The organism is Pseudomonas baltica (assembly GCF_014235765.1).
Classification (GTDB): Bacteria; Pseudomonadota; Gammaproteobacteria; order Pseudomonadales; family Pseudomonadaceae; genus Aquipseudomonas; species Aquipseudomonas baltica.
In genome coordinates, this window is record NZ_JACMYH010000001.1 from 407,395 (window position 1) to 433,373 (window position 25,979).

Annotated in this window: 18 protein-coding genes; 16 read left to right on the plus strand and 2 right to left on the minus strand. The window is 63.3% G+C overall.

All coding sequences use genetic code 11. The features are described 5' to 3' along the window. Window positions 1-46: 46 nt before the first annotated feature. Window positions 47-2,116 carry a transketolase gene (gene tkt, locus H7993_RS01955; RefSeq protein ID WP_185793248.1) on the minus strand — a complete coding sequence of 690 codons (2,070 nt, stop codon included), beginning with the start codon at window positions 2,114-2,116 and terminating at the stop codon, window positions 47-49. Window positions 2,117-2,343: 227 nt separating this feature from the next. Between tkt and hemB the strand changes: the two genes are divergently transcribed. Beyond that, window positions 2,344-3,318: a porphobilinogen synthase gene (hemB, locus tag H7993_RS01960; protein WP_185793249.1), complete on the plus strand. Its 975-nt coding sequence runs from the start codon at window positions 2,344-2,346 to the stop codon at window positions 3,316-3,318. A gap of 9 nt (window positions 3,319-3,327) precedes the next feature. On the opposite strand, the gene H7993_RS01965 is transcribed toward hemB, so the two are convergent. Continuing rightward, the gene (locus H7993_RS01965) at window positions 3,328-3,750 is read right to left on the minus strand and encodes a DUF4174 domain-containing protein (RefSeq protein WP_185793250.1); all 423 of its coding nucleotides are present in this window, start codon (window positions 3,748-3,750) and stop codon (window positions 3,328-3,330) included. Between the two features lie 127 nt (window positions 3,751-3,877). On the opposite strand from H7993_RS01965, the gene H7993_RS01970 reads away from it, so the two are divergent. The 15 genes from H7993_RS01970 (at window position 3,878) to H7993_RS02040 (ending at window position 25,609) form a co-directional block, all read left to right on the plus strand. Beyond that, complete coding sequence (locus tag H7993_RS01970; RefSeq protein WP_185794152.1) at window positions 3,878-4,207, plus strand: hypothetical protein; 330 nt, start codon at window positions 3,878-3,880, stop codon at window positions 4,205-4,207. A gap of 214 nt (window positions 4,208-4,421) precedes the next feature. After that, complete coding sequence (locus H7993_RS01975) at window positions 4,422-5,360, plus strand: hypothetical protein (RefSeq protein ID WP_185793251.1); 939 nt, start codon at window positions 4,422-4,424, stop codon at window positions 5,358-5,360. Window positions 5,361-5,678: 318 nt separating this feature from the next. Then, window positions 5,679-6,599: an aldo/keto reductase gene (locus tag H7993_RS01980; RefSeq protein WP_185793252.1), complete on the plus strand. Its 921-nt coding sequence runs from the start codon at window positions 5,679-5,681 to the stop codon at window positions 6,597-6,599. 12 nt (window positions 6,600-6,611) lie between these two features. Next, a complete protein-coding gene (locus H7993_RS01985; RefSeq protein WP_185793253.1) occupies window positions 6,612-7,913 on the plus strand; it encodes an NTP/NDP exchange transporter in 1,302 nt (433 codons plus the stop codon). A gap of 82 nt (window positions 7,914-7,995) precedes the next feature. Next, window positions 7,996-9,975 (plus strand): putative bifunctional diguanylate cyclase/phosphodiesterase, encoded by a 1,980-nt coding sequence (locus tag H7993_RS01990; RefSeq protein ID WP_185793254.1) that lies wholly within the window; start codon window positions 7,996-7,998, stop codon window positions 9,973-9,975. A gap of 178 nt (window positions 9,976-10,153) precedes the next feature. Beyond that, window positions 10,154-11,431, plus strand: a complete 1,278-nt coding sequence (locus H7993_RS01995; protein ID WP_185793255.1) for a serine/threonine transporter — start codon at window positions 10,154-10,156, stop codon at window positions 11,429-11,431. 88 nt (window positions 11,432-11,519) lie between these two features. Then, entirely contained in the window at window positions 11,520-12,014 is a 495-nt protein-coding gene (locus tag H7993_RS02000; protein WP_122477871.1) for a hypothetical protein, read from the plus strand. A gap of 251 nt (window positions 12,015-12,265) precedes the next feature. Next, a complete protein-coding gene (locus H7993_RS02005; RefSeq protein ID WP_185793256.1) occupies window positions 12,266-12,529 on the plus strand; it encodes a DUF1652 domain-containing protein in 264 nt (87 codons plus the stop codon). Window positions 12,530-12,655: 126 nt separating this feature from the next. Further along, complete coding sequence (tpx, locus tag H7993_RS02010) at window positions 12,656-13,156, plus strand: thiol peroxidase (protein WP_185793257.1); 501 nt, start codon at window positions 12,656-12,658, stop codon at window positions 13,154-13,156. Between the two features lie 432 nt (window positions 13,157-13,588). Continuing rightward, window positions 13,589-14,884: an MdtA/MuxA family multidrug efflux RND transporter periplasmic adaptor subunit gene (locus tag H7993_RS02015; protein WP_185793258.1), complete on the plus strand. Its 1,296-nt coding sequence runs from the start codon at window positions 13,589-13,591 to the stop codon at window positions 14,882-14,884. Further along, window positions 14,881-18,036: an MdtB/MuxB family multidrug efflux RND transporter permease subunit gene (locus tag H7993_RS02020; RefSeq protein ID WP_185793259.1), complete on the plus strand. Its 3,156-nt coding sequence runs from the start codon at window positions 14,881-14,883 to the stop codon at window positions 18,034-18,036. Before H7993_RS02015 ends, H7993_RS02020 begins: the two co-directional genes overlap by 4 nt. Next, window positions 18,033-21,140, plus strand: a complete 3,108-nt coding sequence (locus H7993_RS02025) for an efflux RND transporter permease subunit (protein WP_185793260.1) — start codon at window positions 18,033-18,035, stop codon at window positions 21,138-21,140. The genes H7993_RS02020 and H7993_RS02025 overlap by 4 nt, the downstream gene beginning before the upstream one ends. After that, window positions 21,137-22,576, plus strand: coding sequence for an efflux transporter outer membrane subunit (locus H7993_RS02030; RefSeq protein ID WP_122477882.1), 1,440 nt, complete (start codon window positions 21,137-21,139; stop codon window positions 22,574-22,576). The genes H7993_RS02025 and H7993_RS02030 overlap by 4 nt, the downstream gene beginning before the upstream one ends. Before the next feature lie 169 nt (window positions 22,577-22,745). Continuing rightward, window positions 22,746-24,836 carry a putative bifunctional diguanylate cyclase/phosphodiesterase gene (locus H7993_RS02035; protein WP_185793261.1) on the plus strand — a complete coding sequence of 697 codons (2,091 nt, stop codon included), beginning with the start codon at window positions 22,746-22,748 and terminating at the stop codon, window positions 24,834-24,836. 26 nt (window positions 24,837-24,862) lie between these two features. Then, window positions 24,863-25,609, plus strand: a complete 747-nt coding sequence (locus H7993_RS02040) for an SDR family oxidoreductase (RefSeq protein WP_185793262.1) — start codon at window positions 24,863-24,865, stop codon at window positions 25,607-25,609. Window positions 25,610-25,979: the final 370 nt, after the last annotated feature.

Here is a 25,979-nt window from a genome sequence, read left to right on the forward strand (position 1 = left end):
AAGCAACGCCGCGGAGTTCCAGGTTCACCGCGCCGCCGAGATGGGGCTAGCCGATCTGCTCTTTCGCCAGCTTCACCACATTGTCCACGGTGAACCCGAACTTGGCCTGCAACTTGTCGATCGGCGCCGAGGCCCCGAAGCTGTTCATCACCACCTTCGCACCGGTGGCACCCACGTAGCGATCCCAACCCAGCGGTCCGGCCTGCTCGATGGCCACGCGCGCAGTCACCGTAGCCGGCAGCACCTGTTCGCGATACTGCGCATCCTGCTCCTCGAACAACTCCCAGCACGGCAGGCTGACCACACGCGCCGCGATACCTTGCTCGTGCAACTGCTCATAAGCCTGCACAGCAAGGCCCACTTCACTGCCAGTGGCGATCAGAATCACCTGCGGATTCTCGCTGTCGGCCAATACATAGCCGCCACGGGCGACGCCCTCGGCACTGCCGAAGCGCTCGCGATCCAGGGTCGCCATAGGCTGACGCGACAGCACGATGCACGACGGCCGATCGGTCTGTGCCAAGGCAATCTTCCAGGCCTGGGTGGTTTCGTTGGCGTCGCCTGGGCGCAACGTCAGCAGCCCTGGGGTGGCACGTAGCTGGGTCAGGTGCTCGATGGGCTGATGGGTAGGGCCGTCTTCACCGACACCGATGGAATCGTGAGTGAAGACGAACACCACCGGCAACTCCATGATCGCCGCCAGGCGAATCGGCGGTTTCATGTAGTCGCTGAACACCAGAAAGGTCGAGGTGTACGGACGGATGTAGCACAGCGCCAGGCCATTGGCGATCGCGCCCATGGCGTGCTCGCGGATGCCAAAGTGCAGATTGCGCCCCCCAGGCTGGGTTGCCGAAAAACTGCCGGCACCGTCGAACGTCAGGTTGGTCTTGGTCGACGGCGACAGATCGGCCGAACCGCCCAGCAACCAGGGAATCTTCTTGGCGAACGCGTTCAGCACCTTGCCGCCCGCGGCACGCGTCGCCACACCCTTGGCGTCGGTGTCGAAGGCTTCCAGTTCGGCCTGCCAACCTTCGGGCATTTCCCCAGCGCGCATGCGCCGCAGTTCTTCGGCCAGGTCGGGTTCGCGTTCTGCCAGTGTCTGCAACTGCTGTTCCCACTGCGCATGGCGTTCACCATGGCTGTTCAGCAAAGTGTCACGCAGATGATGGGCCACGCTGTCAGGCACCGAGAAGCTGCTGTTCTCATCCCAGCCGTAGGCTTTCTTGGCCAGCTTGATTTCATCGTCACCCAGCGCTTCACCGTGGGCAGCGGCGGTGTTCTGTTTGTTCGGCGCGCCGTAGCCGATCACGCTGTCGACCATGATCAAGGTCGGCGCGTCGCGGTTCTGGGTGAACTGCTCGAAGGCTTTGGCCAACGCTTCGGTGTCGTTGGCGTCGGTGACGTGCAAGGTGTTCCAGCCGTAGCCCTTGAATCGGGTCAGCACGTCTTCGCTGAACGCCAGTTCGGTGTGGCCTTCGATGCTGATCGTGTTGTTGTCGTAGATCCAGCACAGGTTGGCCAGCTTCAAATGGCCGGCCATCGACGCGGCCTCGCTGCTGACGCCTTCCATCATGTCGCCGTCGCCGCAGATCGCGTAGACGTTGTAGTCGAACAGCTTCAGGTCGTCGCGGTTGAAGCGCGACGCCAGCCAGTGCTGGGCCATGGCCATGCCCACGCTGTTGGCGCAACCTTGGCCCAGCGGCCCGGTGGTAGTCTCGACACCGGTAGTGAAACGGTATTCGGGATGCCCGGGAGTCTTGGAGTCCATCTGCCGAAACTGCTTGATGTCGTCCAGGCTGACTGCAGGCTGGCCGGTCTTGGTCCCGTGCTCGTCGATTTCTTCGACGCCCGCCAAGTGCAACAGCCCGTACAGCAGCATGGAAGCATGGCCGGCGGAGAGCACGAATCGGTCGCGGTTGGGCCAGTCGGGATGCTCGGGGTGGTAGCGCAAGAAGCGGCTCCACAGGGTATAGCCCACCGGCGCCAGGGCCATGGGTGTGCCGGGATGCCCGGAATTGGCTTTCTGCACGGCATCCATGGCCAGCGTGCGCAGGGTATTGATGCACAGCTGGTCGGTGGCGGTGGAACTGGCTGGGTTGGAAACCTGATTTGTCATATTGATTCGATCCCACATTGAGTTCGCGAGGAAATCGCGGTGAAGATGTCGTCAGGGTTGACCCTTGAGCGGCCGGGTAAGTTGCGTTGCAAGGCTACCCTCTGCACTCCAACCAATTGTTACCTGCCGTGCAACTCAGCTTTATCGAAATCCGGTTTGCCCGGCGCCCGTCTCCCGGCCTAAGCTTGCCCGCTCGATGCCGTACGCCCTTATCAGTGGAATCCATGATGCCCAGCCAGTTTCCTTCCGCCAGGCCGCGCCGCCTGCGCCGCAACGCTTCTTTCCGCGATCTGTTCCAGGAAGCCGAATTCAATCTTGGCGACCTGGTGCTGCCGATTTTCGTCGAAGAAGAGATAGACGACTTCGTGCCCATCAACAGCATGCCGGGAGTCATGCGCATTCCCGAGTCGAAGCTTGCGGGCGAGATCGAGCGCTACGCGCGTGCCGGCATCAAATCGGTGATGACGTTCGGTGTGTCTCACCACCTCGATGCCGATGGCAGCGACACCTGGAACGAAAACGGTCTGGTGGCGCGCATTGCCCGTATCTGCAAGGACACCGCTCCCGAGATGGTGGTCATGGCCGACACCTGTTTCTGCGAGTACACCTCCCATGGCCATTGCGGGGTTCTGCACGGTGACCATGTCGACAACGACGCCACCTTGATCAACCTCGGCAAGCAGGCCGTGGTTGCGGCCCGCGCCGGTGCCGATTTCATTTCACCGTCGGCGGCCATGGACGGCCAGGTGCAGGCGATCCGTGCTGCGCTGGACGAAGCCGGTTTCTTCGACACGTCGATCATGGCCTATTCGACCAAATTCGCGTCGTCGTTCTACGGCCCGTTCCGCGAAGCCGGTGGCACGGCCCTCAAGGGTGATCGCAAGACGTACCAGATGAACCCCATGAACCGTCGTGAAGCCGTGCGCGAATCGCTGCTCGACGAGCAGGAGGGCGCGGACGCCTTGATGGTCAAGCCTGCAGGGGCCTACCTCGACATCATTCGCGATATCCGCGAGGCGTCGCGCCTGCCGCTGGCTGCGTACCAGGTCAGTGGCGAATACGCGATGATCAAGTTTGCCGGCCAGGCAGGCGCGGTGGACGAGCAGCGTATCGTGCGCGAGAGCCTAGGCGCGATCAAGCGCGCCGGCGCCGACCTGATCTTCACTTACTTCGCCATGGACATCGCCCGCGAAGGCATCTGAATCGTCGATTCACTCGCCCTGGCGCATCGGCATGCGGTCGATGGTGCTGAACAAAGCCTGCGGATCGACAGGCCCCGGCTGGTCGACCTTGATGCCGCCGTCCTTGCCCACCAGCAAGACCCGGGCCTGGGCATCGGCCGGGTGCCTGAGCGCCTTGAGCAGCGCCGCGCTGGCCTCATTGCTCAACGGCTGGCCATTGCGGCTGGCCCGGCCGCCGACGATTTCGTAGAGCACCATTTCACGTTCGACGAACGCCTCGCGGTTGACCGGCTTGGCCAGCGCGGTGCGCAGGTCGACCAGGGTGGCATCGCGTGCATCAGGCGCAATGACGATCAGTGGACGACTCTGCCAACGTTCGGCAACCAGCGGGTTGGCGTCGCTGGCATGGGCCAGCGACGCGCCCAGCGCCAGGGCGGTGATCAGGTTTTTCATGTTCCATTTCTTTTCAACGAGCGGGGTCTGGCCCGACAGGGGCATTCTCGACAATGGCATTCCCGGTAGAACTTGGGCATGCGCGATGGGTTCCAAGCCGTATCGCTCCTGCGCAATGGGTAATGCAATGCCACTTAGAATCCAGCATCACGACATCGAACAAACCAACTTGCGCACCGTTAGTGAGATCTGGCTGGCGGGCCCGGCATGCACATTCAGTGCTGAAAGCGAGCTCGACACTCTGTGTTTCTGGCGTGGAAGGCCGGCTGTCAGCCACGACATGCTCAGCGAAGGCACCCATGAGCAGAATCTGCAGCGTCTGTGGCTGGTCATTCCTGACGTTGCCGATAATTCCGCCGTTGCGGCGGTAGAGGCCAGGCTGCGGACTGCTCTGGAAAAGCAGTACATGGAAGGTGAGTTCTATCCTGCGCAGCAGAAAACTACGACTGAGTTGTAGTCAACTCTATTTACGTTTCCAAACAATGCAGAAAGCCCGGTCAGTCATTGACGGTTCGGGCATATTGCATGAGCCTGCGTCTAGGTTTGCATCGTAACCTAATGATTTAAAAAGTTATTGTTTTTAAGTGGCGTGGCACGCGTGGTGCATTGTTCTCCCCGCAAGCATTACGTGAGCGATCACACACGTTGAACCTGCTAGGAGCACGACAATAATGATGACCCCTGCTGACCACCTTCCTCCTGCCGCGCTGTCCGCTTCGACGGACAGTTCCAATCACTCCGGTGTATCCTGGGCCGCGATTTTCGCCGGCGCAGCGGGTGCCGCCGCCTTGTCGATGATCCTGGTCGTGCTGGGCTTCGGCCTCGGATTTTCAGCCATATCGCCTTGGGCCGACAAAGGGGTCAGCGCAACGACCCTGGGCGTCTCCACAGTAATCTGGCTGACATTCACGCAAATCGTCGCTTCCGGAATGGGCGGTTATCTGGCCGGCCGCCTGCGGGTGAAGTGGGCCAACATGCACGGCGACGAAGTGTACTTCCGCGATACCGCGCACGGCTTCCTGGCGTGGGCAGTGGCCTCGCTGGTCACTGCGATGCTGGTGTTGGGTTCGGTCGGCAGTGCGATCGGCGGCGGCGTGCAGGCCGGTGCCAGCGTTGCCTCCGGTGCCGCCGTGGCAGCGGGCAGTTCCGCGAATGACAACGCCAGCGACCCGTACGGCTACTTCGTCGACATGCTGTTTCGCGACAACCGCCCGGTAGCGGTCAGCGATGACGCAGCCCATGCCGTGGTGACCCGTATTTTCGCCCGGACTGTGAGCAACGACGGTCAGCTCGCCGGTGAAGACCGCGCCTACTTGGCGCAACTGGTCAGCCAGCGTACCAACTTGACCCAGGCTCAGGCCGAGCAGCGCGTCGATCAGGTCTACGGTCAGGCGTTGAAGTCGGTCGAAGACGCTGAAATGGCCGCCCGCCAGGCCGCCGATACCGCCAAGAAGGTTGCTGCCGCCACGGCGCTGTGGACGTTCGTCGCCTTGCTCTGCGGCGCGTTCTTCGCCAGCTTCGCGGCGACCTTCGGTGGCCGCAGCCGGGATGCCGTGGTCTGGCATGAACGCGACCGCACCCGCACTCACACACCCACTTCGATTCGCTGATCAAGGAGTAATGCCATGCGCTCGATTCTCTTGTTTTTCCTCGGTGTGCCTATCCCGATCATCATCTTGATCGCGCTGTTCATGCACTGATTCATCCAGCAGTTGCATGACAAAAAACGCCCCCGGCGCAATTACATTGCCCGGGGGCGTGTCGTTTGAGCCTGCTGTAATGCAATCGCGCGGTCGAAAATTTGTTGTCCTGATGTTTCATTCGTCATGGATGGCGCCCCGAGTCCTGTGTGCTTGGCCATACTGGGGTCTGCCATCTTCGTGGGAAATGTCTTCCCGACTCGCGTGAAAACCCTGAGGGGCTACTCCATGCCGACCCGCCGCCAATTCGTTCAGTACACTGCCATGTTGAGCGCAGCCGCCAGCTGGGGCTCGCTCATGTCACCCCTGGCATTCGCCGCACAACCCTTGTTGCAGCGCAAGATTCCCGCCTCCGGGGAACAGCTTCCGGCTATCGGCCTGGGTACCTCGCAGACATTCAACGTCGACCCCGCTTCGGCAGACATGGCGCCGCTGCGCGATGTGCTCAGGGCCTTCGTCGACGGTGGCGCCAGGGTGATCGACACGGCGCCCAGCTATGGTCGCGCCGAGCAGGTGACCGGCGACCTGGTGAACCAGGCCGGCGCGCGCGACAAGGTGTTTCTCGCAAGCAAGGTATCTGCGACCGGACGCGAGGCCGGCATGCGCCAGATCGAAGCCAGCTTCAAGGCCCTGCAGACCGACAGGATCGACCTCATCCAGGTTCATAACCTGCAGGACACCCGTACCCAGTTGGCATTGCTGCGTGAACTCAAGGCCCAAGGCCGTATTCGCTACATAGGCGTGACGCATTACGTGGGATCGGCTCACGACGAGCTGCTGGCCGTGCTGAAGAAAGAGCCGGTCGATTTCGTCCAGGTCAACTACTCGATAGGCGCGCGCAACGCCGAGCGTACCCTGTTGCCGTACTGCGCCGATCACGGCATAGCCACCTTGATCAACCGCACGTTCGAAGCTGGCCGGCTGTTCGCCAAGGTCAAAGGCCGCGCTCTTCCCGAGTGGGCTGCGGCCGAGCTGGATGCCAGTTCATGGGCCCAGTTGATGCTCAAGTTCGTGCTGGCCAACCCTGCGGTCACCACGGTGATTCCAGCCACCTCGCAGCCGCGCTATGTCCTCGACAACCTGTTGGCCGGCCAGGGCCGCCTGCCCGATGCCGGCCAGTTGCAACGCATCGCCGCCGAATTCGCCTGAGGTGCGCTACCTATGATCAGCGTCAGTGCGCGTCTGCGTCAGGCGATCAATGCCCGACCCGATGAAGGGCGGGCAGCGCTGGCCGCGTTCGCGTTGTTTTTCTGCCTGTTCTGCGGCTATTTCATGCTGCGGCCGATCCGCGAATCCATGGGCATCCAGGGCGGTGTGGAAAACCTGCAATGGTTGTTCACGGCCACCTTCGTCGCCATGCTGGTGGCCGTGCCGCTGTTCGGCTGGCTCAACTCCAGGGTGCCCAGGCTTCACTACATCGACTGGGTATACGGATTCTTCGGCGGCAACCTGTTGCTGTTCGCCGCCGCCTTCGCTGCTGCCGAGCAGGGCATCTGGCTGGCGCGAGTCTTCTACGTATGGATCTCGGTCTATAACCTGTTCGTCATCTCGGTGGCATGGAGCTTGATGGCCGATGTGTTCGATGGCGCCCAGGCCAAGCGCCTGTTCGCGTTCATCGCCGCTGGAGCCAGCGTCGGCGGCCTGGCGGGGCCGGCCACGAGCGCGCTGCTGGTCGGCGTCATCGGCGCCAGCGGGTTGTCGATACTGGCGGCAGCATTGCTTGGCGTCGCGATCTTGCTGAAACACCGATTGATGAGCTGGCGTGCCGAGCACGGGGCAGGGCGGCCGGGTGCCGCGCACGCCGAAAGCCCGCGCAAGCCGGTGGCCGGCAACCCGTTCAGTGGGCTGACGCGTGTGCTGCAATCGCGCTACCTGCTGGGCATTTGCGCCTTCGTCGTGCTGTTGGCCACGGTCAGCACCTTTCTGTATTTCGAACAGGCCCGTCTGGTCGCCGAACGCTTCCCCGGTCGCGAGGAACAGGTGCGGGTATTCGGCATCATCGATTTCGTGGTCCAGGCCGGTGCGCTCATCGCCCAGTTGTTCATCACCGGCCGGCTGGCGCAACGGCTGGGAGTGAAGACCTTGCTGGCGCTGGTGCCGGCGCTGGTCTGCCTGGGCTTCGTCGGCCTGGCGCTGGCACCCACTTTCGCCATGCTGGCTGGGCTGATGATCGTGCGCCGCATCGGCGAATACGCCTTCGTACGTCCCGGTCGCGAAATGCTCTTCGCCCCATTGGACGCCGAAACCAAATACAAGGCGAAGAACTTCATCGACACGGTGGTCTACCGCGGCGGCGATGCCTTCAGTGGCTGGGTGAAGAGCCTGCTCGACCTGCTCGGACACGGCGTGCTGCTGATCGCCCTGGTGGGCGCTGCCTGCGCGGCGCTGTGGGGAGCGGTGGGCTGGTACCTGGGTGGCAAAGCGGATGCAGCCTCAGCAGAACATTCGGACGCTCGCAAATAAACTGCCTGGATGACCCACGGTTGGCTACAGTAAAGCTGAGTTCGGCCGACAACTTCTGATTACACCCATACGTTCGGACATGATGTCTACGACCAGACGCTTCACCTGCACCGGCCTGTTCGCGCTGATCAAACGGTTGTGCAGCGTACCTCAAGGCAATTCGCGTCTGCTGGCGGCCCAGTACCAGGCCCTGGCCAGGCAGATTCCCCTGATGTACTTCATCCTGCTCATCAACAGCTGGGCGCTGGCCTTCACCCACATGGCCAGCTCGCCCGTGTGGATGACCGTGCACATACCGCTGGTACTGACCCTCATCAGCCTGGTACGAGCGCTGGCCTGGCGCCGCGGTTGGCAGCACCAGCCAGACGATGTCGAAGTCGCCCAGGCGCTGGCACGGACCAACCGTATCTGTTGCGTGGTAGCCATCGGTTTCACCGTGTGGGCGCTGGCCCTGTTTCCCTATGGCGACAGCTACGCCAAGGCCCATGTGGCGTTCTACATGGCCATCACGGTGATCGGCTGCATTTTCTGCCTGATGCACCTGCGCTCCGCCGCCCTGATGACGGCCGCCGTGGTCAACGTAGCCTTCATTGCCTTTTTCGCCTCCACCGATAACCCGACGTTCATCGCCACCAGCGTCAACGTGATGCTGGTCACGGGCATCATGCTGGTGGTGTTGCAGAACAACTACCGCAACTTCACCGGCCTGGTGAACGCCCAGGCGCACAGCGAAGCGCTGAGCGACGAGAACTTCCTGCTGGCCAACAAGGACAGCCTGACCGGGCTACCCAATCGCCGCTGGTTCTTCAACTGCCTGGACACCTGTCTGGCCCAGGCAGGGGAGCAGGGGCACAGACTGGGCGTGGGCATTCTCGATCTGGACGGATTCAAGCCGGTCAACGACCTGTACGGACACAGTGTCGGCGACCGCCTGTTGGCCGAGGTCGGCACGCGCCTCGCTGCGCTGCTGCCGGACGGCGTTCACGTTGCGCGTCTGGGTGGCGACGAGTTTGCCTTGATCCTGCCCGATTGCGGCGACAACGCGCAGATTGCAGCCTTTGCCGAACGCATCTGCATCGAACTGGGCAAGCCCTACCTGTTGGTCGATGTGCCAATCCAGGTCGGTGCTTCGATGGGCCTGGCGACCTTCCCGGACCTTGCCACCGATGCGCACGAGCTGTTCGAGTACGCCGACTACGCGCTGTACCACAGCAAGCGCCATGTCGTCGGTCACATGTCGCTGTTCTCGGCGCTGCACAGGAAGCAGTTGCAGAGCGCGATCCTCACCGAGCAGGCGCTGCGTCGTGCCGATCTGGATCGCGAGTTCAGCGTCGCCTTCCAGCCCATCGTCGAGTTGCAGACCGGCGCCACCGTGGCGTTCGAAGCCTTGGCTCGGTGGCAGAGCGTGGAGCTGGGGCCTGTGCCGCCCGGCCAGTTCATTCCGGTCGCCGAGCGCAGCGGCATGATCAATCGTCTGACCCTGCCACTGTTGGCCAAGGCCCTGCAGGGTGCATGCACCTGGCCGGCGCCGATCCGTTTGTCCTTCAACCTGTCGGCCCACGACTGCGGCTCCCCCGAAGCCGTGCAGGCCATCGTCAAACTCCTGGCCAACGGCCCGTTCGACCCCAGCCGAGTCGACCTGGAAATCACCGAAACGGCGACCCTGCAGGATCTGGACCTGGTTCAGGAAGCAATCGCATCCCTGCGGGGCCTGGGCTGCGGTATTTCGCTCGACGACTTCGGTACCGGCTATTCGAGCCTGAGCCATCTGCACGCGCTGGCCCTGACCAAGCTTAAGGTGGACCGCAGTTTCGTCGCCCGCCTGCACGAGAAACCGGCCAGCTACAAGATCGTCAAATCGCTGCTGGCCTTGACCCAGGACATGGACCTGGATTGCATCTTCGAAGGGGTGGAAACCCGCGAGGAGGCGCAGGCGCTGGCATTGCTGGGTTGTCGCTATGTCCAGGGCTATTACTTCGCCAGGCCCATGCCCGCGGACACTACCGCGACCTGGCTGGTGCAGAGCCTCGTACCGGAGAAATGGCTGGCAACCTCGACCTAAGCGCGCCATTGTCGTGCCGGATGGCCGTGCACCGACGGACCGTTGCTCGAGTAACCCTTTGCTTTCCTTGCACAATCTTGGACAATCACGCCCCTTTTCAAGGCCGGGGCGCTGCCAGCTGCACGTTTTTCCCGCTTCCGGCCATCAGTTGAACACAGGCAAGCGGAGATTCGACCGGATGAACGAGCAGGCCAACAGCCTCGACCCACGCTACGCCCAGGCGCCCGCCGCCCTGACCCCCTGGAGCCGCCACGACACCACCTGGATGCTCGGCCTGTTCGGCACTGCGATCGGCGCCGGCACCTTGTTCCTGCCGATCAACGCCGGCCTGGGTGGTTTCTGGCCGCTGGTCATCCTGGCCGTGCTGGCGTTCCCGATGACCTACTACGCGCATCAGGGCCTGACCCGCTTCGTGCTTTCCGGCCGCGCCGGCACGGACATCACCGATGTCGTGGAGGAGCACTTCGGCCTCAAGGCGGGGGCGTTGATAACGCTGCTGTACTTCTTCGCCATCTTTCCGATCCTGCTGATCTACAGCGTGGGCCTGACCAACACCGTCGGCAGTTTCATGGAGCATCAGTTGCACATGGATACGCCGCCACGGGCGGTGCTGGCGCTGGTACTGATTCTCGGTCTGTTGATCGTGGTGCGCTGCGGCGAACAGTTCATCGTCAAGGCGATGAGCCTGATGGTCTATCCGTTCATCGTCGCGCTGGTGTTGCTCGCGCTGTACCTGATTCCGCACTGGAATGGTGGCATCTTGGCGACCGCCGGGGACCTGCCCACACCCGGTGCGCTGATCCATACCCTGTGGCTGGCGATCCCGGTGATGGTGTTTTCCTTCAACCATTCGCCGATCATCTCGGCCTTCGCCGTGGACCAGAAGCGTCGCTACGGCGAGCACGCCGACCAGCGCAGCAGCCAGATCCTGGCGCGCGCCCATGGCTTGATGGTGGTGCTGGTGCTGTTCTTCGTGTTCAGTTGCGTGCTGACCCTGTCGCCTGAGCAGCTTGCCGAAGCCAAGGCGCAGAACCTGTCGATCCTGTCCTATCTGGCCAACCACTTCAGCAATCCGGTGATCGCGTTCGCCGCACCGCTGATTGCGATCGTGGCTATCGCCAAATCGTTCCTGGGCCACTACATCGGTGCCAGCGAAGGCATCAAGGGCCTGGTTCTGAAATCCGGCCGTCGGCCCAATGCCAAGGCCCTGGATCGTTTCACCGCACTGTTCATGTTGTTGGTCTGTTGGCTCGTGGCCACGCTCAATCCGAACATCGTGCGCATGATCGAAAGCTTCGGCGGGCCGGTCATTGCCGCGCTGCTGTTCCTCATGCCGATGTACGCGATCCGGCGTGTGCCGGCCATGCGCAAGTACGCCGGGCACGTGTCCAACGTATTCGTGACGCTGGTAGGCCTGGTGGCGATTTCGGCGCTGGTCTATTCGCTGAGCGCCTGAGCAAGCCTGTTACACTGACCCTCGATGCCCGACCTGCGGCCGCCGATTTGCGGCATGCCCAGGGCGGGCGCGCACCGAGGTGGTCGTGATGGACGAAGTACAGCAACTGGCTGACATGCTCAAGGAACACGCCGCAGCCCAGCAACGCCTGCAGCAGGCGTTCAAGGACCAGTGCCAGCACTGGCAAGCCAGCATCCAGGCACTGTTCGGTCAAATCGAAACCTGGCTGGCGCCCCTTACCGATCGGCAACTGCTGGCGATCGAACGTTCTCCCTGGGTCGCCACCAGCAGCAATTACCCCAGCGAGCACTCGCCTTTCATCAGTGAATCGCTGGCAATCATTCTCGCCCAGCGCCGGGTCGAACTGGTGCCGCAGGTGATGGGGCAGGGTGGGGCGATGGTGATAGCCGTCGCTGGTCTGACTTCGGATCGTCACGGCAGCATTTCCATCGTCAAGGACTCGGCGGATGGTGCCTGGTACTGGCGCAAGGAACGTGGCACCAAGGAAGCGGAGTCCAATGTGCTGGATGCCGATTTCTTCGCCCAGCAGCTTCAGGGGCTGATTCCCAAGCCGCGCGACTGAGCAGCGCGGCGCCGTCGACTGCAAGCGTTGTAGGGCTTTCACGGTGCTGAAACGCTTCTTTGAAATTTCTGTACAAGTATTTTATTTCTATTGATTTCAGTGGGTTGTGCTGATTTTTCGCTGAGCCGCAAACTCTCGTTGCACCTGTTCGAGCGCGGGTATATATCTCTTGGAACGAAACTGTTCTGTAGTCCCGAGGCCTAGTCCGCCGCGGGTAGGACGCCGATCACAGGCTCTACAGGAGATAGACCATGCTTCCCCCCGGACTCAGCGCGCTGGAGCTGCGCAATATTGTCGAACTGGCGTTTTTGCCACGCAAATGCGTGTGCACAGTGATCGACGATGAATCGCTGTGTATCAAGCTGTTGAACGAGCAGACCGATGAGGTCGAGCTCTTCAAGGCGGATATTCCCTTCCAACGAGTGGTCAGCGCTGTCGAACGGGCACGGCTCGTTCTGGAACTGGAAAAGCCGCAACCTGCCACCACTGTCCATGCCCGTGCCAGAGCCGGTTGAGCCTCGTTTCAAGAGTGCCAGGGCGTCTGTGTGGCTGGAACACTTATTTTCAATCTACGCATAGGCCGTGCGTCACTTTTCATGGTTAACTTTGCCCTTTCTCAATCCCGAAAAAGGACAAGGCTCATGGCTCAAGTGACGCACAAAGGCAACGCGATCAACGTCAGTGGCGAGCTTCCCCAGGTCGGTGCCCAGGCGCCGGCGTTCACCCTGGTCGGCGGTGGCCTGGCCGAGGTGTCGCTGCAAAGCCTGGCCGGCAAGCGCAAGGTGCTGAACATTTTCCCAAGCATCGATACCCCGACTTGCGCCACTTCCGTGCGCAAGTTCAATGCCCAGGCCAACGACGTGGCCAATACGGCCATCCTCTGCATCTCCGCCGATCTGCCGTTCGCCCAGGCCCGTTTCTGCGGCGCCGAAGGCCTGGAAAACGTCCAGAACCTGTCGACTTTCCGCGCCCATGATTTTCATCACGCCTATGGCGTCGACATTGCCGACGGTGCCCTGAAGGGGCTGACCGCGCGTGCAGTCGTGGTACTCGACGAGAACGACAAGGTGCTGCACAGCGAGCTGGTCCCCGAAATCGGCCAAGAGCCCAATTACGAGGCCGCCCTCGCTGTCCTGAAGTGATCCGTCGCAGTATCTGACAGCCCGCAGTGACCCCGGACGCGGCTCGCGCCGCTGCTACAAAGGTTGTGGCGCTCCCGTAGCAGCGGCGCAAGCCGCGCCCGGCGACACCGCGCTCCCGTAGCAGCGGCGCAAGCCGCGTCCGGCGACACCGCGCTCATGTAGCAGCGGCGCAAGCCGCGTCCGGCAGCACCACGCTCCCGTAGCAGCGGCGCAAGCCGCGTCCGGCGACACCGCGCTCCTGTAGCAGCGGCGCAGCCGCGTCCGGCAGCACCGCGAAGTGTCTGCCGCTTGCGCGTAAGCCACGATGCGGCTCGCGCCGCTGCTACAGTGCGTGTTATTCCCTGCCAAGGTAAATTGCCCGTAAAGGCGCTTTGCTTATGCATCCCGACTCCTTATCGTTCAGCCTCCTCAAAGTAGAAGCCCACCCGCACAATGGTCGATCATTCAATGCAGTCCCCAGGTCCCCGTAAATCGCGTCGCTGGCTGTTCGGCCTGTTGATGGTGGTGGTTGTCGCCGTGTTGTGCTGGTGGTTCTGGCCAGCCACCAAGAATTCCCAGAACGACGCGGCCTCGGCGCCCGCCGCCGGGCGCAATGCAGGTGCCCCGCGGCCCGGCTTCGGCGGCTCTGCCGAGCCCACTCCGGTGCGTGTCGCCGAGGTGATCACCGGCGACTTCCCGGTGTATTACAAGGCCCTGGGTACGGTGACAGCGACCAATACCGTGAATGTGCGCAGCCGTGTCGCAGGCGAATTGATCAAGGTCAACTTCCAGGAAGGGCAGCGAGTCAAGGCCGGGGACCTGCTGGCCGAAATCGACCCGCGCAGCTATGAAATCGCCCTGCAGCAAGCCCAGGGCACGCTGGCGCAGAACCAGGCACAGCTGAAGAACGCGCAGATCGACCTGCAGCGTTACAAGGGCCTGTTCGCCGAAGACAGCATCGCCCGCCAGACCCTGGATACCCAGCAGGCACTGGTGGGCCAATATCAGGGCACCATCCAGACCAACCAGGCTGCGGTCAACGACGCCAAGCTCAACCTCGACTTCACCCGCATCCGCGCGCCCATTGCCGGCCGTCTGGGCTTGCGCCAGCTGGACATCGGCAACCTGGTGGCCGCCAACGACACCAATGCGCTGGTGGTGATCACTCAGGTGCAGCCGATCACGGTGGCCTTCACCTTGCCTGAAAGCCAGCTCACCCCGGTGCTGGCGCGCTATCGCAGCGGCGCGAAACTGGCAGTTGAGGCCTGGGACCGAGGCGACACGCGCAAACAGGCCACCGGTGTGCTTGGCAGCCTGGACAACCAGATCGACACCACCACCGGCACGCTGAAGTTCAAGGCGCGCTTCGAGAACCAGGACGAAGCCCTGTTCCCCAACCAGTTCGTCAACGTGCGGCTGCTGTCCGATACCCTCAAGGGCGTGGTGCTGGTGCCCTCGGCGGCCGTTCAGTATGGCGTCGACGGCACCTTCGTCTACGCCATGGATGGCAACGACAAGGTCAAGATTCGCCAGCTCAAGGTAGGCGCCACCGATGGCAGCAATACCGTAGTGGAACAGGGCCTGGCGCAAGGCGACCGGGTGGTGCTCGAAGGCACCGACCGCCTGCGCGACGGCAGCCGTGTCGAAGTGGTCGATGACAGCGCCAAGGTGCCGACCTCGCCTGGGCAACACCTGCAGGGGCAGGACGGGGCCGCTGTGCCTGGAACGACGGGCAAGACCGGCGCATGAATATCTCGCGGCTGTTCATCCTGCGGCCTGTCGCAACGACGCTGACCATGCTCGCCATCGTTCTGGCGGGTGTGCTTGCGTATCGCTTGCTGCCGGTGTCGGCGCTGCCGCAGGTCGACTACCCGACGATTCGGGTCATGACGCTCTATCCCGGCGCCAGCCCGCAGGTGATGACCAGTGCGGTCACCGCCCCCCTCGAACGCCAGTTCGGGCAGATGCCCGGCCTGACCCAGATGGCCTCGACCAGCTCGGGCGGCGCGTCGGTGCTGACCCTGCGCTTCAGCCTGGAAATCAACATGGACGTCGCCGAGCAGCAGGTGCAGGCGGCGATCAATGCGGCGAGCAACCTGTTGCCGTCCGATCTGCCCGCGCCGCCGGTGTACAACAAGGTCAACCCGGCCGACACCCCGGTGCTGACCATAGCCATCAGCTCCAAGACCATGCCGCTGCCCAAGCTCAACGATCTGGTCGACACCCGCATGGCGCAGAAGATCGCTCAGATCAGCGGCGTGGGCATGGTCAGCATCGCTGGAGGGCAGCGCCAGGCGGTGCGCATCAAGGTCAACCCTGAAGCCCTGGCGGCCAACGGCCTGAACCTGTCCGACGTGCGCACCCTGATCGGCGCCTCCAACGTCAACCAGCCCAAGGGCAACTTCGATGGGCCCACGCGGGTATCGATGCTCGACGCCAACGACCAGCTGCGCTCCCCCGAGGAATACGCCAATCTGATCCTGGCGTACAACAATGGCGGGCCGCTGCGCCTGCGTGACGTCGCGCAGATCGTCGACGGCGCCGAGAACGAGCGGCTGGCTGCCTGGGCCAATCAGAACCAGGCGGTACTGCTCAACATCCAGCGCCAGCCGGGCGCCAACGTCATCGACGTGGTCGACCGGATCAAGGCACTGCTGCCGACCATCACCGACACCATGCCGGCCGGGCTCGACGTCACGGTGCTGACCGACCGCACCCAGACCATCCGCGCCTCGGTCACCGACGTGCAGCACGAACTGCTCATCGCCATTGCCCTGGTGGTGATGGTCACCTTCCTGTTCCTGCGTCGATTCAGCGCCACCCTGATTCCGTCCATCGCCGTGCCGCTGTCGCTGGTGGGCACCTTCGGCGTGATGTACCTGGCCGGGTTCTCGATCAACAACCTGACCCTGATGGCGCTGACCGTGGCCACCGGCTTCGTGGTCGACGACGCCATCGTCATGCTGGAAAACATCTCGCGCCACATCGAAGAAGGCGAAACACCGATGCAGGCTGCGCTCAAGGGCGCGCGGCAGATCAGCTTCACCCTGCTGTCGCTGACGTTCTCGTTGATCGCGGTGCTGATCCCGTTGCTGTTCATGGCCGACGTGGTCGGGCGCCTGTTCCGCGAGTTCGCCATCACCCTGGCGGTAGCCATCCTCATTTCTCTGGTGGTCTCGCTGACCCTGACGCCGATGATGTGCGCGCGCCTGCTCAAGCGCGAGCCGAAGGAAGAGGAGCAGGGCCGCTTCTACAAGGCCAGCGGCGCCTGGATCGACTGGCTGATCGCGCGCTACGCCGGCGGTCTGCGCTGGGTGCTGCGCCACCAGCCGCTGACCCTGCTGGTGGCGGTTGCCACCCTGGGCCTGACGGTGCTGCTGTACCTGGTGGTCCCCAAGGGTTTTTTCCCGGTGCAGGATACCGGGGTCATCCAGGGCATTTCCGAGGCCCCGCAATCCATTTCCTTCAAGGCCATGAGCGAGCGGCAGCAAGCTCTGGCCAAGATCATTCTGCAGGATCCAGCCGTCTCCAGCCTGTCTTCGTACATCGGCGTGGACGGCGACAACGCCACGCTCAACAGTGGCCGGCTGCTGATCAACCTCAAGCCCCACGGCGAGCGCGACCTCACGGCCAGCCAGATCATTGCGCGCCTGCAACCGGAGGTCGACAAGCTGCTGGGCATGCGCCTGTTCATGCAACCCGTGCAGGACCTGACCATCGAAGACCGGGTCAGCCGCACCCAATACCAGTTCAGCCTGTCGTCTCCGGATGCCGACCTGCTCGCCACCTGGAGCGCACGCCTGGTGGACGCCCTGAAGCAGCGACCCGAGCTCACCGATGTCGCCAGCGACCTGCAGGACAAAGGCCTGCAGGTGTACCTGGTGATCGACCGCGATGCTGCCAAGCGGGTCGGAGTGGACGTCGCCGATATCACCGATGCGCTGTACGACGCCTTCGGCCAACGGCAGATTTCCACCATCTATACCCAGTCCAGCCAATACCGCGTGGTGCTGCAAGCCACCGATGCCAGCACCCTGGGACCGCAGGCGCTGGAGCAGATCTACGTCAAGGCCAGTGTCAACGGCACCGGTACCACCAACCAGACCGCCGACAGCGACACCACGGCGACCAGCGGCACCCAGGTGCGCCTGTCGAGCCTGGCGCACATCGAACAGCGCCAGGCGCAACTGGCAATCGCGCACATCGGTCAGTTTCCGGCGGTGATGATGTCGTTCAATCTGGCCGAGGGCGTGGCCCTGGGCAAGGCGGTCGACGTGATTGAACAGGTGCAGCGCGACATCGGCATGCCGTTGGGTGTGCAGACCCAGTTCCAGGGTGCGGCGGAGGCCTTCCAGGCGTCGCTGCAGAGCACCTTGCTGCTGGTGCTGGCGGCCATCGTCACCATGTACATCGTGCTGGGTGTGCTCTACGAGAGCTACATCCACCCCATCACCATTCTGTCGACGCTGCCCTCGGCGGCGGTGGGGGCCCTGCTGGCATTGCTCATCAGCGGCAACGACCTGGGCATGATCGCCATCATCGGCATCATCCTGCTGATAGGCATCGTCAAGAAAAACGCGATCATGATGATCGACTTCGCCCTGGAGGCCGAGCGCAATCAGGGTCTGGACCCGGAAACCGCAATCTACCAGGCCGCGCTGCTGCGTTTCCGGCCGATCCTGATGACCACCATGGCCGCGCTGTTCGGCGCGGTACCGCTGATGCTCGCCAGTGGCTCGGGTGCGGAACTGCGTCAGCCGCTGGGTCTGGTGATGGTCGGCGGGCTGTTGGTGAGCCAGGTGCTGACCCTGTTCACCACCCCGGTCATCTACCTGTACTTCGACCGCCTGGGGCGGCGCTGGGGACGCCAGCCGGCCGCCGTGGAACAGGCTGAATCATGAACCTGTCCGGACCTTTCATCCGCCGCCCGGTGGCGACCTTTCTGATGAGCGTGGCGATCATGCTGCTCGGCGGGGTCAGCTTCAGCCTGCTGCCAGTGTCGCCTCTGCCGAGCATGGACTTTCCGGTGATCGTGGTTTCCGCCAACCTGTCCGGTGCCAGCCCCGAGGTCATGGCCTCGACCGTGGCCACGCCCTTGGAACGCTCGTTCGGGGCGATTCCGGGCGTGACCACCATGAGCAGCCGCTCAAGCCAGGGCTCGACGCGGGTCATTCTGCAGTTCGACCTCGACCGCGACATCAACGGCGCGGCCCGTGAAGTGCAGGCGGCGATCAACGCTTCGCGCAACCTGTTGCCCAGCGGTATGCGCAGCATGCCGACCTACAAGAAGATCAACCCCTCGCAAGCCCCGGTCATGGTCCTGTCGCTGACCTCCAATGTGCTGGAGAAGGGCAAGCTCTATGACCTGGCCTCGACCATCCTGTCGCAGAGCCTGTCCCAGGTGCCCGGGGTAGGGGAGGTGCAGATCGGCGGCAGCTCGCTGCCCGCAGTGCGCATCGAGCTCGAACCGCAGTTGCTCAACCAGTACAACGTCTCGCTCGATGACGTGCGCACGGCCATCGACGGCACCAACGTGCGCCGGCCCATCGGTTTCGTCGAGGACGGCGAGCGCCAGTGGCAGGTGCAGGCCAACGACCAGTTGGACAAGGCCGACGACTACAAGCCACTGATCATTCGCTACCAGGACGGCTCGGTGCTGCGCCTGAGCGATGTGGCCAAGGTCACCGACGGTGTGGAAGATCGCTACAACAGCGGCTTCTACAACGACAACTCGGCCGTGCTGCTGGTGATCAACCGTCAGGCTGGCGCCAACATCATCCAGACCGTCAGCCAGATCAAGGAACAGCTGCCGGCCCTGGAAGCGCTGTTGCCCGAAAGTGTCGAATTGAACATCGCCATGGACCGCTCGCCGGTGATCACCGCCACCCTGCACGAGGCCGAGATGACCCTGCTCATCGCCGTGGTGCTGGTGGTGTTGGTGGTGTTCCTGTTCCTGGGCAATTTCCGCGCCTCGCTGATTCCCACCCTGGCCGTTCCGGTGTCGCTGGTCGGCACGTTCGCGATCATGTACCTGTGGGGTTTCTCGCTGAACAACCTGTCGTTGATGGCGCTGATCCTGGCGACCGGGCTGGTGGTGGATGACGCCATCGTGGTGCTCGAGAATATTTCCCGGCACATCGACGACGGCGTGCCGCCGCTGCGCGCCGCCTACCTGGGCACGCAGGAAGTGGGCTTCACCCTGCTGTCGATGAACGTCTCGCTGGTGGCGGTGTTCCTCTCGATCCTGTTCATCGGTGGCATCATCGAGAGCCTGTTCCGCGAATTCTCCATCACCCTGGCCGTGGCCATCGTGGTTTCGCTGTTCGTTTCCCTGACCCTGACCCCGATGCTTTGCGCGCGCTGGTTGAAGCCGCATCGGCCCGAGCACGACAACCGCTTGCAGCGCCTGAGCAACCGCATCAATCAGCGCATGGTCGCTGGCTACGACCGCAGCCTTGGCTGGGTCTTGCGTCATCGTCGGCTGACCCTGCTCAGCCTGTTGCTGACCATTATCGGCAACGTGGCACTTTACGTGGTGGTGCCCAAGACCTTCATGCCGCAACAGGACACCGGCCAATTGATCGGCTTCGTGCGTGGCGACGACGGCCTGTCGTTCTCGGTCATGCAGCCGAAGATGGAAACCTATCGCCGCGCGCTGCTCGCCGACCCTGCGGTCGACAGCGTGGCCGGTTTCATTGGCGGCAACAACGGCAGCAACAACGCGACCATTCTGGTCCGCCTGAAGCCGATCGAAGTGCGCAAGATCAACGCGCAGCAGGTCATCGAACGGCTACGCAAGGAACTGCCCAAGGTGCCCGGCGGCCGCCTGATGCTGATGGCCGACCAGGACCTGCAGTTCGGCGGCGCACGCGAGCAGAGCACCTCGCAGTATTCGTACATCATCCAGAGCGGCGATCTGTCGGCCTTGCGCACCTGGTACCCGAAAATCGTCGCGGCCTTCCGCGCACTGCCGGAACTGACCGCCATCGATGCGCGCGAAGGGCGTGGCGCCGCGCAGGTGACGCTGATCGTCGACCGCGACAAGGCCAAGCGCCTGGGCATCGACATGAGTACTGTGACCTCGGTGCTCAACAACGCCTACAGCCAGCGGCAGATTTCCACCATCTACGACAGCCTCAACCAGTACAAGGTGGTGATGGAAATCAACCCCAGGTACGCCCAGGACCCGATCACCCTGGAGCAGGTGCAGGTGATCACCATGGACAACAAGCGCGTACCCCTGTCGAGCATCGCCCACTACGAAAACAGCCTGGCCGACGACAGCGTCAGCCATGAAGGGCAGTTCGCCTCGGAAAGCATCTCCTTCGACCTGGTCAACGGGGTGACCCTCGACGTCGCCACGCCGTTGATCGAGCGGGCGCTGGTGCGAGTCGGCCTGCCCGAAGACATCATCGTCAAGGTCGCCGGCACCGGCGATGCCTTCGCGGCGGCGCAGAAGAGCCAGCCGTTCATGATTCTCGGCGCGCTGGTCGCGGTCTATCTGGTGCTCGGCATTCTGTACGAAAGCTACATCCATCCGCTGACCATCTTGTCGACCTTGCCCTCGGCGGGGGTGGGCGCGCTTTTGAGCATCTACCTCACCGGTGGCCAGTTCAGCCTGATCTCGCTGCTGGGCCTGTTTCTGTTGATCGGCGTGGTGAAGAAGAACGCCATCATGATGATCGACCTGGCGCTGCAGCTCGAGCGCAACGAAGGGCTGGGCCCGGCCGAGTCGATCCGCCGCGCGTGCCTGCTGCGCCTGCGCCCCATCCTGATGACGACCATGGCGGCCATTCTCGGCGCACTGCCATTGATGTTCAGCACCGCCGCCGGTGCCGAGATGCGCCGGCCGCTGGGCCTGACCATCATCGGCGGCCTGGTGTTCAGCCAGATCCTCACGCTTTACACCACTCCGGTGGTCTACCTCTATCTGGACCGCCTGCGCCACCGCTTCAACGCGTGGCGCGGCGTGCGTACCGATGCCGCTCTGGACACTCCGCTATGACCGATTCCGTTTTTCCGCGCGTCTCGCGCCTTGCCAGTGTGGCGCTGTGCAGCCTGATGCTGGGTGCCTGCACCCTGGGCCCGGACTACCAACGCCCGACCATCGCCACGCCGGTGGCATTCAAACAGGCCGATGGCTGGCGCCAGGCCAATCCCAGCGATGCCCTGGCGCGTGGCGCCTGGTGGGAACTGTACGGTGATCGCCAACTCGATGCGCTGGTGGTCAGGCTCAACCGTTCCAACCAGACCGTTGCCCAGTACGAAGCGCAATACCGGCAGGCCCAGGCGCTGGTCCGCAGCACCCGCGGCGCGCTGTTTCCCACCGTCGATCTGAGCGCCGGCAAGACCCGCTCCAGCCAGGGCACCGGCAGCAGCGGTTCGAGCCTGAGCCAATCCAGCAGTGGTATCCGCGACACCTACAACACGCAGCTGGGCGTGAGCTGGGAAGCTGACATCTGGGGCAAACTGCGCCGCGGGCTGGAAGCCGACCGCGCCAGCGCCCAGGCCAGCCTGGCGGATCTGGCGGCGATGCGCCTGAGCCTGCAGTCGGAGCTGGTACAGAACTACCTGCAGTTGCGCGTGATCGATGAGCAAAAGCGTTTGCTAGAGGCGACCGTCCAGGCGTATCAGCGCTCCCTCGACCTGACCCAGAATCAGTACCGCGCGGGCATTTCCGGCAAGGATGCGGTGTTCCTCGCGCAAACCCAGCTGAAATCGACCCAGGCCGACCTGATCGATCTGGTCTGGCAGCGGGCGCAGTTGGAGAACGCCATCGCAGTGCTGATCGGCATGGCACCTTCGGAATTCAGCCTGGCCGGCAGTACCGACATTCCGTCGTTGCCGGCCATTCCTCTGGCGCTGCCGTCGCAACTGCTTGAGCGCCGTCCCGACATCGCCGCCGCCGAGCGCTCGGTGATGGCCGCCAATGCCGAAATAGGCGTGGCCAAGACGGCCTATTTTCCCGACCTGACCCTGAGTCTGGCGGGCGGCTACAGCAGCAGCAGTTTCAGCAACTGGGTATCGTTGCCCAATCGCTTCTGGTCGGTCGGCCCGCAGTTGGCGATGACCCTGTTCGACGGTGGGCAGCGTGCGGCCGAAGTGGACCGCAGCGAGGCGGCCTATGACCAGACCGTCGCGCAGTATCGGCAGACGGTGCTCGATGGCTTTCGCGAAGTGGAAGACTACATGAGCCAGTTGAAAGTCTTCGACGAGGAAGCCTCGGTGCGCAACGAGGCGCTGCAGGCTGCGCGGGAGTCGTTGCGACTGACATCCAACCAATACAAAGCCGGCCTTATTGGCTATCTTGATGTGGTCAACGTGCAGGCCACGGCGTTGAGCAACGAACGCAGCGTATTGACGTTGATGCAAAGCCGGCTGGTCGCCAGCGTACAGTTGATCGCGGCGCTGGGCGGCGGCTGGCAGGAACCGGCACAATAGCGGGTTTGCCACGCGCACGTCCCTGGCAGCGGCGCAAGCCGGGTCAACGGTGGGCGCCTTTCGTCGGATTCACCATGGCGTTCGTGACGCGGCTTGCGCGGCTGCTACAGGATGGCTGCGCAGAGTCACGTCACCCTTTGAAACCCCGCACGGCCTTGTCGAGATATCGATGCTAATTGGTACTTATTCTTCCGCTCTTGTCGTCGTATCGCTGTGTGTTGCCATCCTGGCGTCGTACACCGCGCTTGATCTGGTCGGGCGTATTGCCACGGCGCAGGGCCGGGCTGTGTACCTGTGGATGAGCGGCGGGGCGCTGGCCATGGGCATCGGCGTGTGGTCGATGCATTTCATCGGCATGCTCGCTTTCGAACTGCCGATCCAGTTGGGCTACGACCTCAGCCTCACGGCAGCTTCGCTGCTCATTGCCGTGCTCAGTTCCGGCTTTGCCCTGTGGCTGGTCAGCCAGCCGCAGCTGCCGGGGCCGCAACTGGCCGTCGGCGCACTGATCATGGGCGCCGGTATCAGCAGCATGCACTACACCGGCATGGCGGCGCTGCAGATGCAGCCAGGCATCGTCTACGACCCTGTGCTGTTCGTTGCGTCGCTGGCGATTGCCGCAGGGGCTTCCGGTGCCGCGTTGTGGATTGCCTTCCGCCTGCGCCGCAACCGCCCTAATGTACGCGTGGCCCGTGCCGGAGCCTCGGTGGTAATGGGCATCGCCATCGTCGGCATGCACTACACCGGCATGGCTGCCGCCGAATTCCCGGCGGGCAGCGTCTGCGGCGGGGCCCTGAACGGCTTGACCGGCGACGGCCTCGACTACCTGGTGCTGGTGACCACCCTGGCGGTGCTGGGCATGACCCTGTTGACGTCGGTACTGGATGCGCGCATGGAGTCGCGTACCTCGGCGCTGGCCAACTCCCTGACCCTGGCCAACCAGGAACTGACGCAACTGGCCCTGCACGACAACCTGACCGGGTTGCCCAACCGCATACTGCTGGCCGACCGCATTGGCCAGGCGATCAGCCAGGTCGATGCCGTCGGCGGCTACCTGGCGGTGATGTTCATCGATCTGGATGGCTTCAAGCCCGTCAACGACGCCTTCGGCCATCACATGGGCGACCAGTTGCTGCGTGCCGTGGGCTCGCGTCTGCGCGGCGGTCTGCATGGCCAGGACACCCTGGCGCGGATCGGCGGCGACGAGTTCGTCCTGCTCGTCAGCCTGGAAGAGCCGGCCTATGCCAAGGGTATCGCCGCGCAGCAGGTGCATCTCATCGGCCAGTCTTTCGAGGTGGCAGGGCACACATTGCAGATTTCAGCGAGCATCGGTATTGCCCTGTACCCAGGCAACGGCGCCGATCAGAACGAGTTGCTGATGAATGCCGACGCGGCCATGTACCACGCCAAGAGCATCGGCAAGAACGGCTACAGCTTTTTCGAAAGCTCGATGAACACCAATGCCCGCAAGCAACTGCAGCTGCTGCAGGAACTGCGCATGGCAGTCACCGAGCAGCAGTTGCGTCTGTTCTACCAGCCCAAGTTCGGTGCCCGCAGCGGCGAGCCGATCGGCGCCGAAGCGCTGCTGCGTTGGCAGCACCCGCGAATGGGCCTGCTGGCGCCTGCCGCCTTCATCGACCTTGCGGAGAAAACCGGGCTGATCATCGACATTGGCAGCTGGGTGCTCGACGAGGCCTGTCGGCAGATGCGCGAGTGGGTCGACCAGGGCTTCGGGCACTGGCGCATCGCGGTCAATCTTTCCGCCCTGCAGTTCGGCCATGCCGGCCTGGTCCGCGGGGTGGCCAGCACCCTGGATCGGCACGGGCTCGACGCGGCCAACCTGACCCTGGAAATCACCGAAACCACGGCGATGAGCGACGCCGACGCCAGCATGAACGTGCTGCAGCAGCTTTCGGACATGGGTGTCGATCTGTCCATCGACGATTTCGGCACGGGTTATTCGAGCCTCATGTACCTCAAGCGGCTGCCGGCCAACGAGTTGAAGATCGACCGCGGTTTCGTCCGTGACCTGGAGCAGGACAGCGACGATGCCGCCATCGTGTCGGCGATCGTCGCGCTAGGTCGGGCGCTGGGCCTGCGGATCGTGGCCGAAGGGGTGGAAACCAGCAATCAACAGCAGTTCCTGACCCGCCTGGGCTGTGATTCCCTGCAGGGCTATCTGCTTGGCCATCCGCTTCCGGCCGAGCGTTTCATGCACGACATTCAGGCGGCCAGGCAGGTCAAGAGCGCCAGCCGCGCCTGAATCCGTCTTTGGAGGCTAGGTATTTCATGGAAAAAGTCATTGTCATCACAGGTGGCAGCCGAGGTATCGGCGCTGCGACCGCGCTGCTGGCGGCAAGCCAGGGCTATCGTGTGTGCATCAACTATCGCAGTGACGACGCAGCGGCCGGGGATGTGCTGCAGCAAGTGCGGGCGCTGGGCGTGCAGGCCATCGCGGTGCGTGCCGACGTCAGCCGCGAAGATGGCGTGTTCCGTTTGTTCAGCCAGGTGGATGCCGAGTTGGGCCGGGTCACTGCGCTGGTCAACAACGCGGCCACCAACGGCCCCAGGGCGCGATTGGACGAGATGTCCGAGCAGCGCCTGCTCGGGTTGATGACGACCAACGTAGTCGGCCCCATGCTGTGCGCCAAGCATGCGGTAGGGCGGATGTCGCGGCGGCATGGCGGCCAGGGTGGGGTGATCGTCAACGTGTCGTCGATCGCCGCTCGGCTGGGTTCCGCGGACGAGTACATCGACTACGCAGCGTCCAAAGGGGCTATCGATAGCTTCACCATCGGCTTGGCCAAGGAGGTGGCCGGCGAGGGCATACGGGTCAATGCGGTTCGTCCCGGAATGATCTTCACCGATTTCCATGCCCTGTGCGGCGAACCGGGCCGGGTTACGCGCAAGGAAGGCGCCGTGCCCATGGGCCGCGGTGGCCAGCCGGATGAGATTGCCCAGGCGATCATGTGGTTGGTGAGCGATCAGGCCAGCTACACCACCGGCGCCCTGCTGGACGTCGGCGGTGGCCTGTAAACCCGACCCCCTCCGGTAGGAGCGGTCATCGGCCGCGAAAGAATCGCCGCCGTGTATCTGAGACACCGCGGCGCCTGGTTCGCGGCCACGGACCGCTCCTACAGAGATTGCATTTACCCCTCCCGTAGGAGCGGTCATCGGCCGCGAAGGGCTGGCACCGTATACCTGGCACACCGCGGCGCCGGGTTCGCGGCCACGGGCCGCTCCTGCAGATCCGACAACAGAGCGTCGATGTTGTGTCGCTTGTGGCGGGACAAGGGGTTTGCGACACAAAGGTTTGCCGTAAACGTCAGGGCCGTTCGTGGGGCTTGCCATTAGATGGCCATAGGCTCGAAGATGTACGCCGTTGGTTTTCTGGCATGGAGCGTCT

Bases quoted from the DNA above. Each gene is read 5' to 3' on its own strand.
- tkt (WP_185793248.1), bottom strand. From the start codon at position 2,116: ATGACAAATCAGGTTTCCAACCCAGCCAGTTCCACCGCCACCGACCAG.
- hemB (WP_185793249.1), top strand. From the start codon at position 2,344: ATGCCCAGCCAGTTTCCTTCCGCCAGGCCGCGCCGCCTGCGCCGCAAC.
- H7993_RS01965 (WP_185793250.1), bottom strand. From the start codon at position 3,750: ATGAAAAACCTGATCACCGCCCTGGCGCTGGGCGCGTCGCTGGCCCAT.
- H7993_RS01970 (WP_185794152.1), top strand. From the start codon at position 3,878: ATGCCACTTAGAATCCAGCATCACGACATCGAACAAACCAACTTGCGC.
- H7993_RS01975 (WP_185793251.1), top strand. From the start codon at position 4,422: ATGATGACCCCTGCTGACCACCTTCCTCCTGCCGCGCTGTCCGCTTCG.
- H7993_RS01980 (WP_185793252.1), top strand. From the start codon at position 5,679: ATGCCGACCCGCCGCCAATTCGTTCAGTACACTGCCATGTTGAGCGCA.
- H7993_RS01985 (WP_185793253.1), top strand. From the start codon at position 6,612: ATGATCAGCGTCAGTGCGCGTCTGCGTCAGGCGATCAATGCCCGACCC.
- H7993_RS01990 (WP_185793254.1), top strand. From the start codon at position 7,996: ATGTCTACGACCAGACGCTTCACCTGCACCGGCCTGTTCGCGCTGATC.
- H7993_RS01995 (WP_185793255.1), top strand. From the start codon at position 10,154: ATGAACGAGCAGGCCAACAGCCTCGACCCACGCTACGCCCAGGCGCCC.
- H7993_RS02000 (WP_122477871.1), top strand. From the start codon at position 11,520: ATGGACGAAGTACAGCAACTGGCTGACATGCTCAAGGAACACGCCGCA.
- H7993_RS02005 (WP_185793256.1), top strand. From the start codon at position 12,266: ATGCTTCCCCCCGGACTCAGCGCGCTGGAGCTGCGCAATATTGTCGAA.
- tpx (WP_185793257.1), top strand. From the start codon at position 12,656: ATGGCTCAAGTGACGCACAAAGGCAACGCGATCAACGTCAGTGGCGAG.
- H7993_RS02015 (WP_185793258.1), top strand. From the start codon at position 13,589: ATGGTCGATCATTCAATGCAGTCCCCAGGTCCCCGTAAATCGCGTCGC.
- H7993_RS02020 (WP_185793259.1), top strand. From the start codon at position 14,881: ATGAATATCTCGCGGCTGTTCATCCTGCGGCCTGTCGCAACGACGCTG.
- H7993_RS02025 (WP_185793260.1), top strand. From the start codon at position 18,033: ATGAACCTGTCCGGACCTTTCATCCGCCGCCCGGTGGCGACCTTTCTG.
- H7993_RS02030 (WP_122477882.1), top strand. From the start codon at position 21,137: ATGACCGATTCCGTTTTTCCGCGCGTCTCGCGCCTTGCCAGTGTGGCG.
- H7993_RS02035 (WP_185793261.1), top strand. From the start codon at position 22,746: ATGCTAATTGGTACTTATTCTTCCGCTCTTGTCGTCGTATCGCTGTGT.
- H7993_RS02040 (WP_185793262.1), top strand. From the start codon at position 24,863: ATGGAAAAAGTCATTGTCATCACAGGTGGCAGCCGAGGTATCGGCGCT.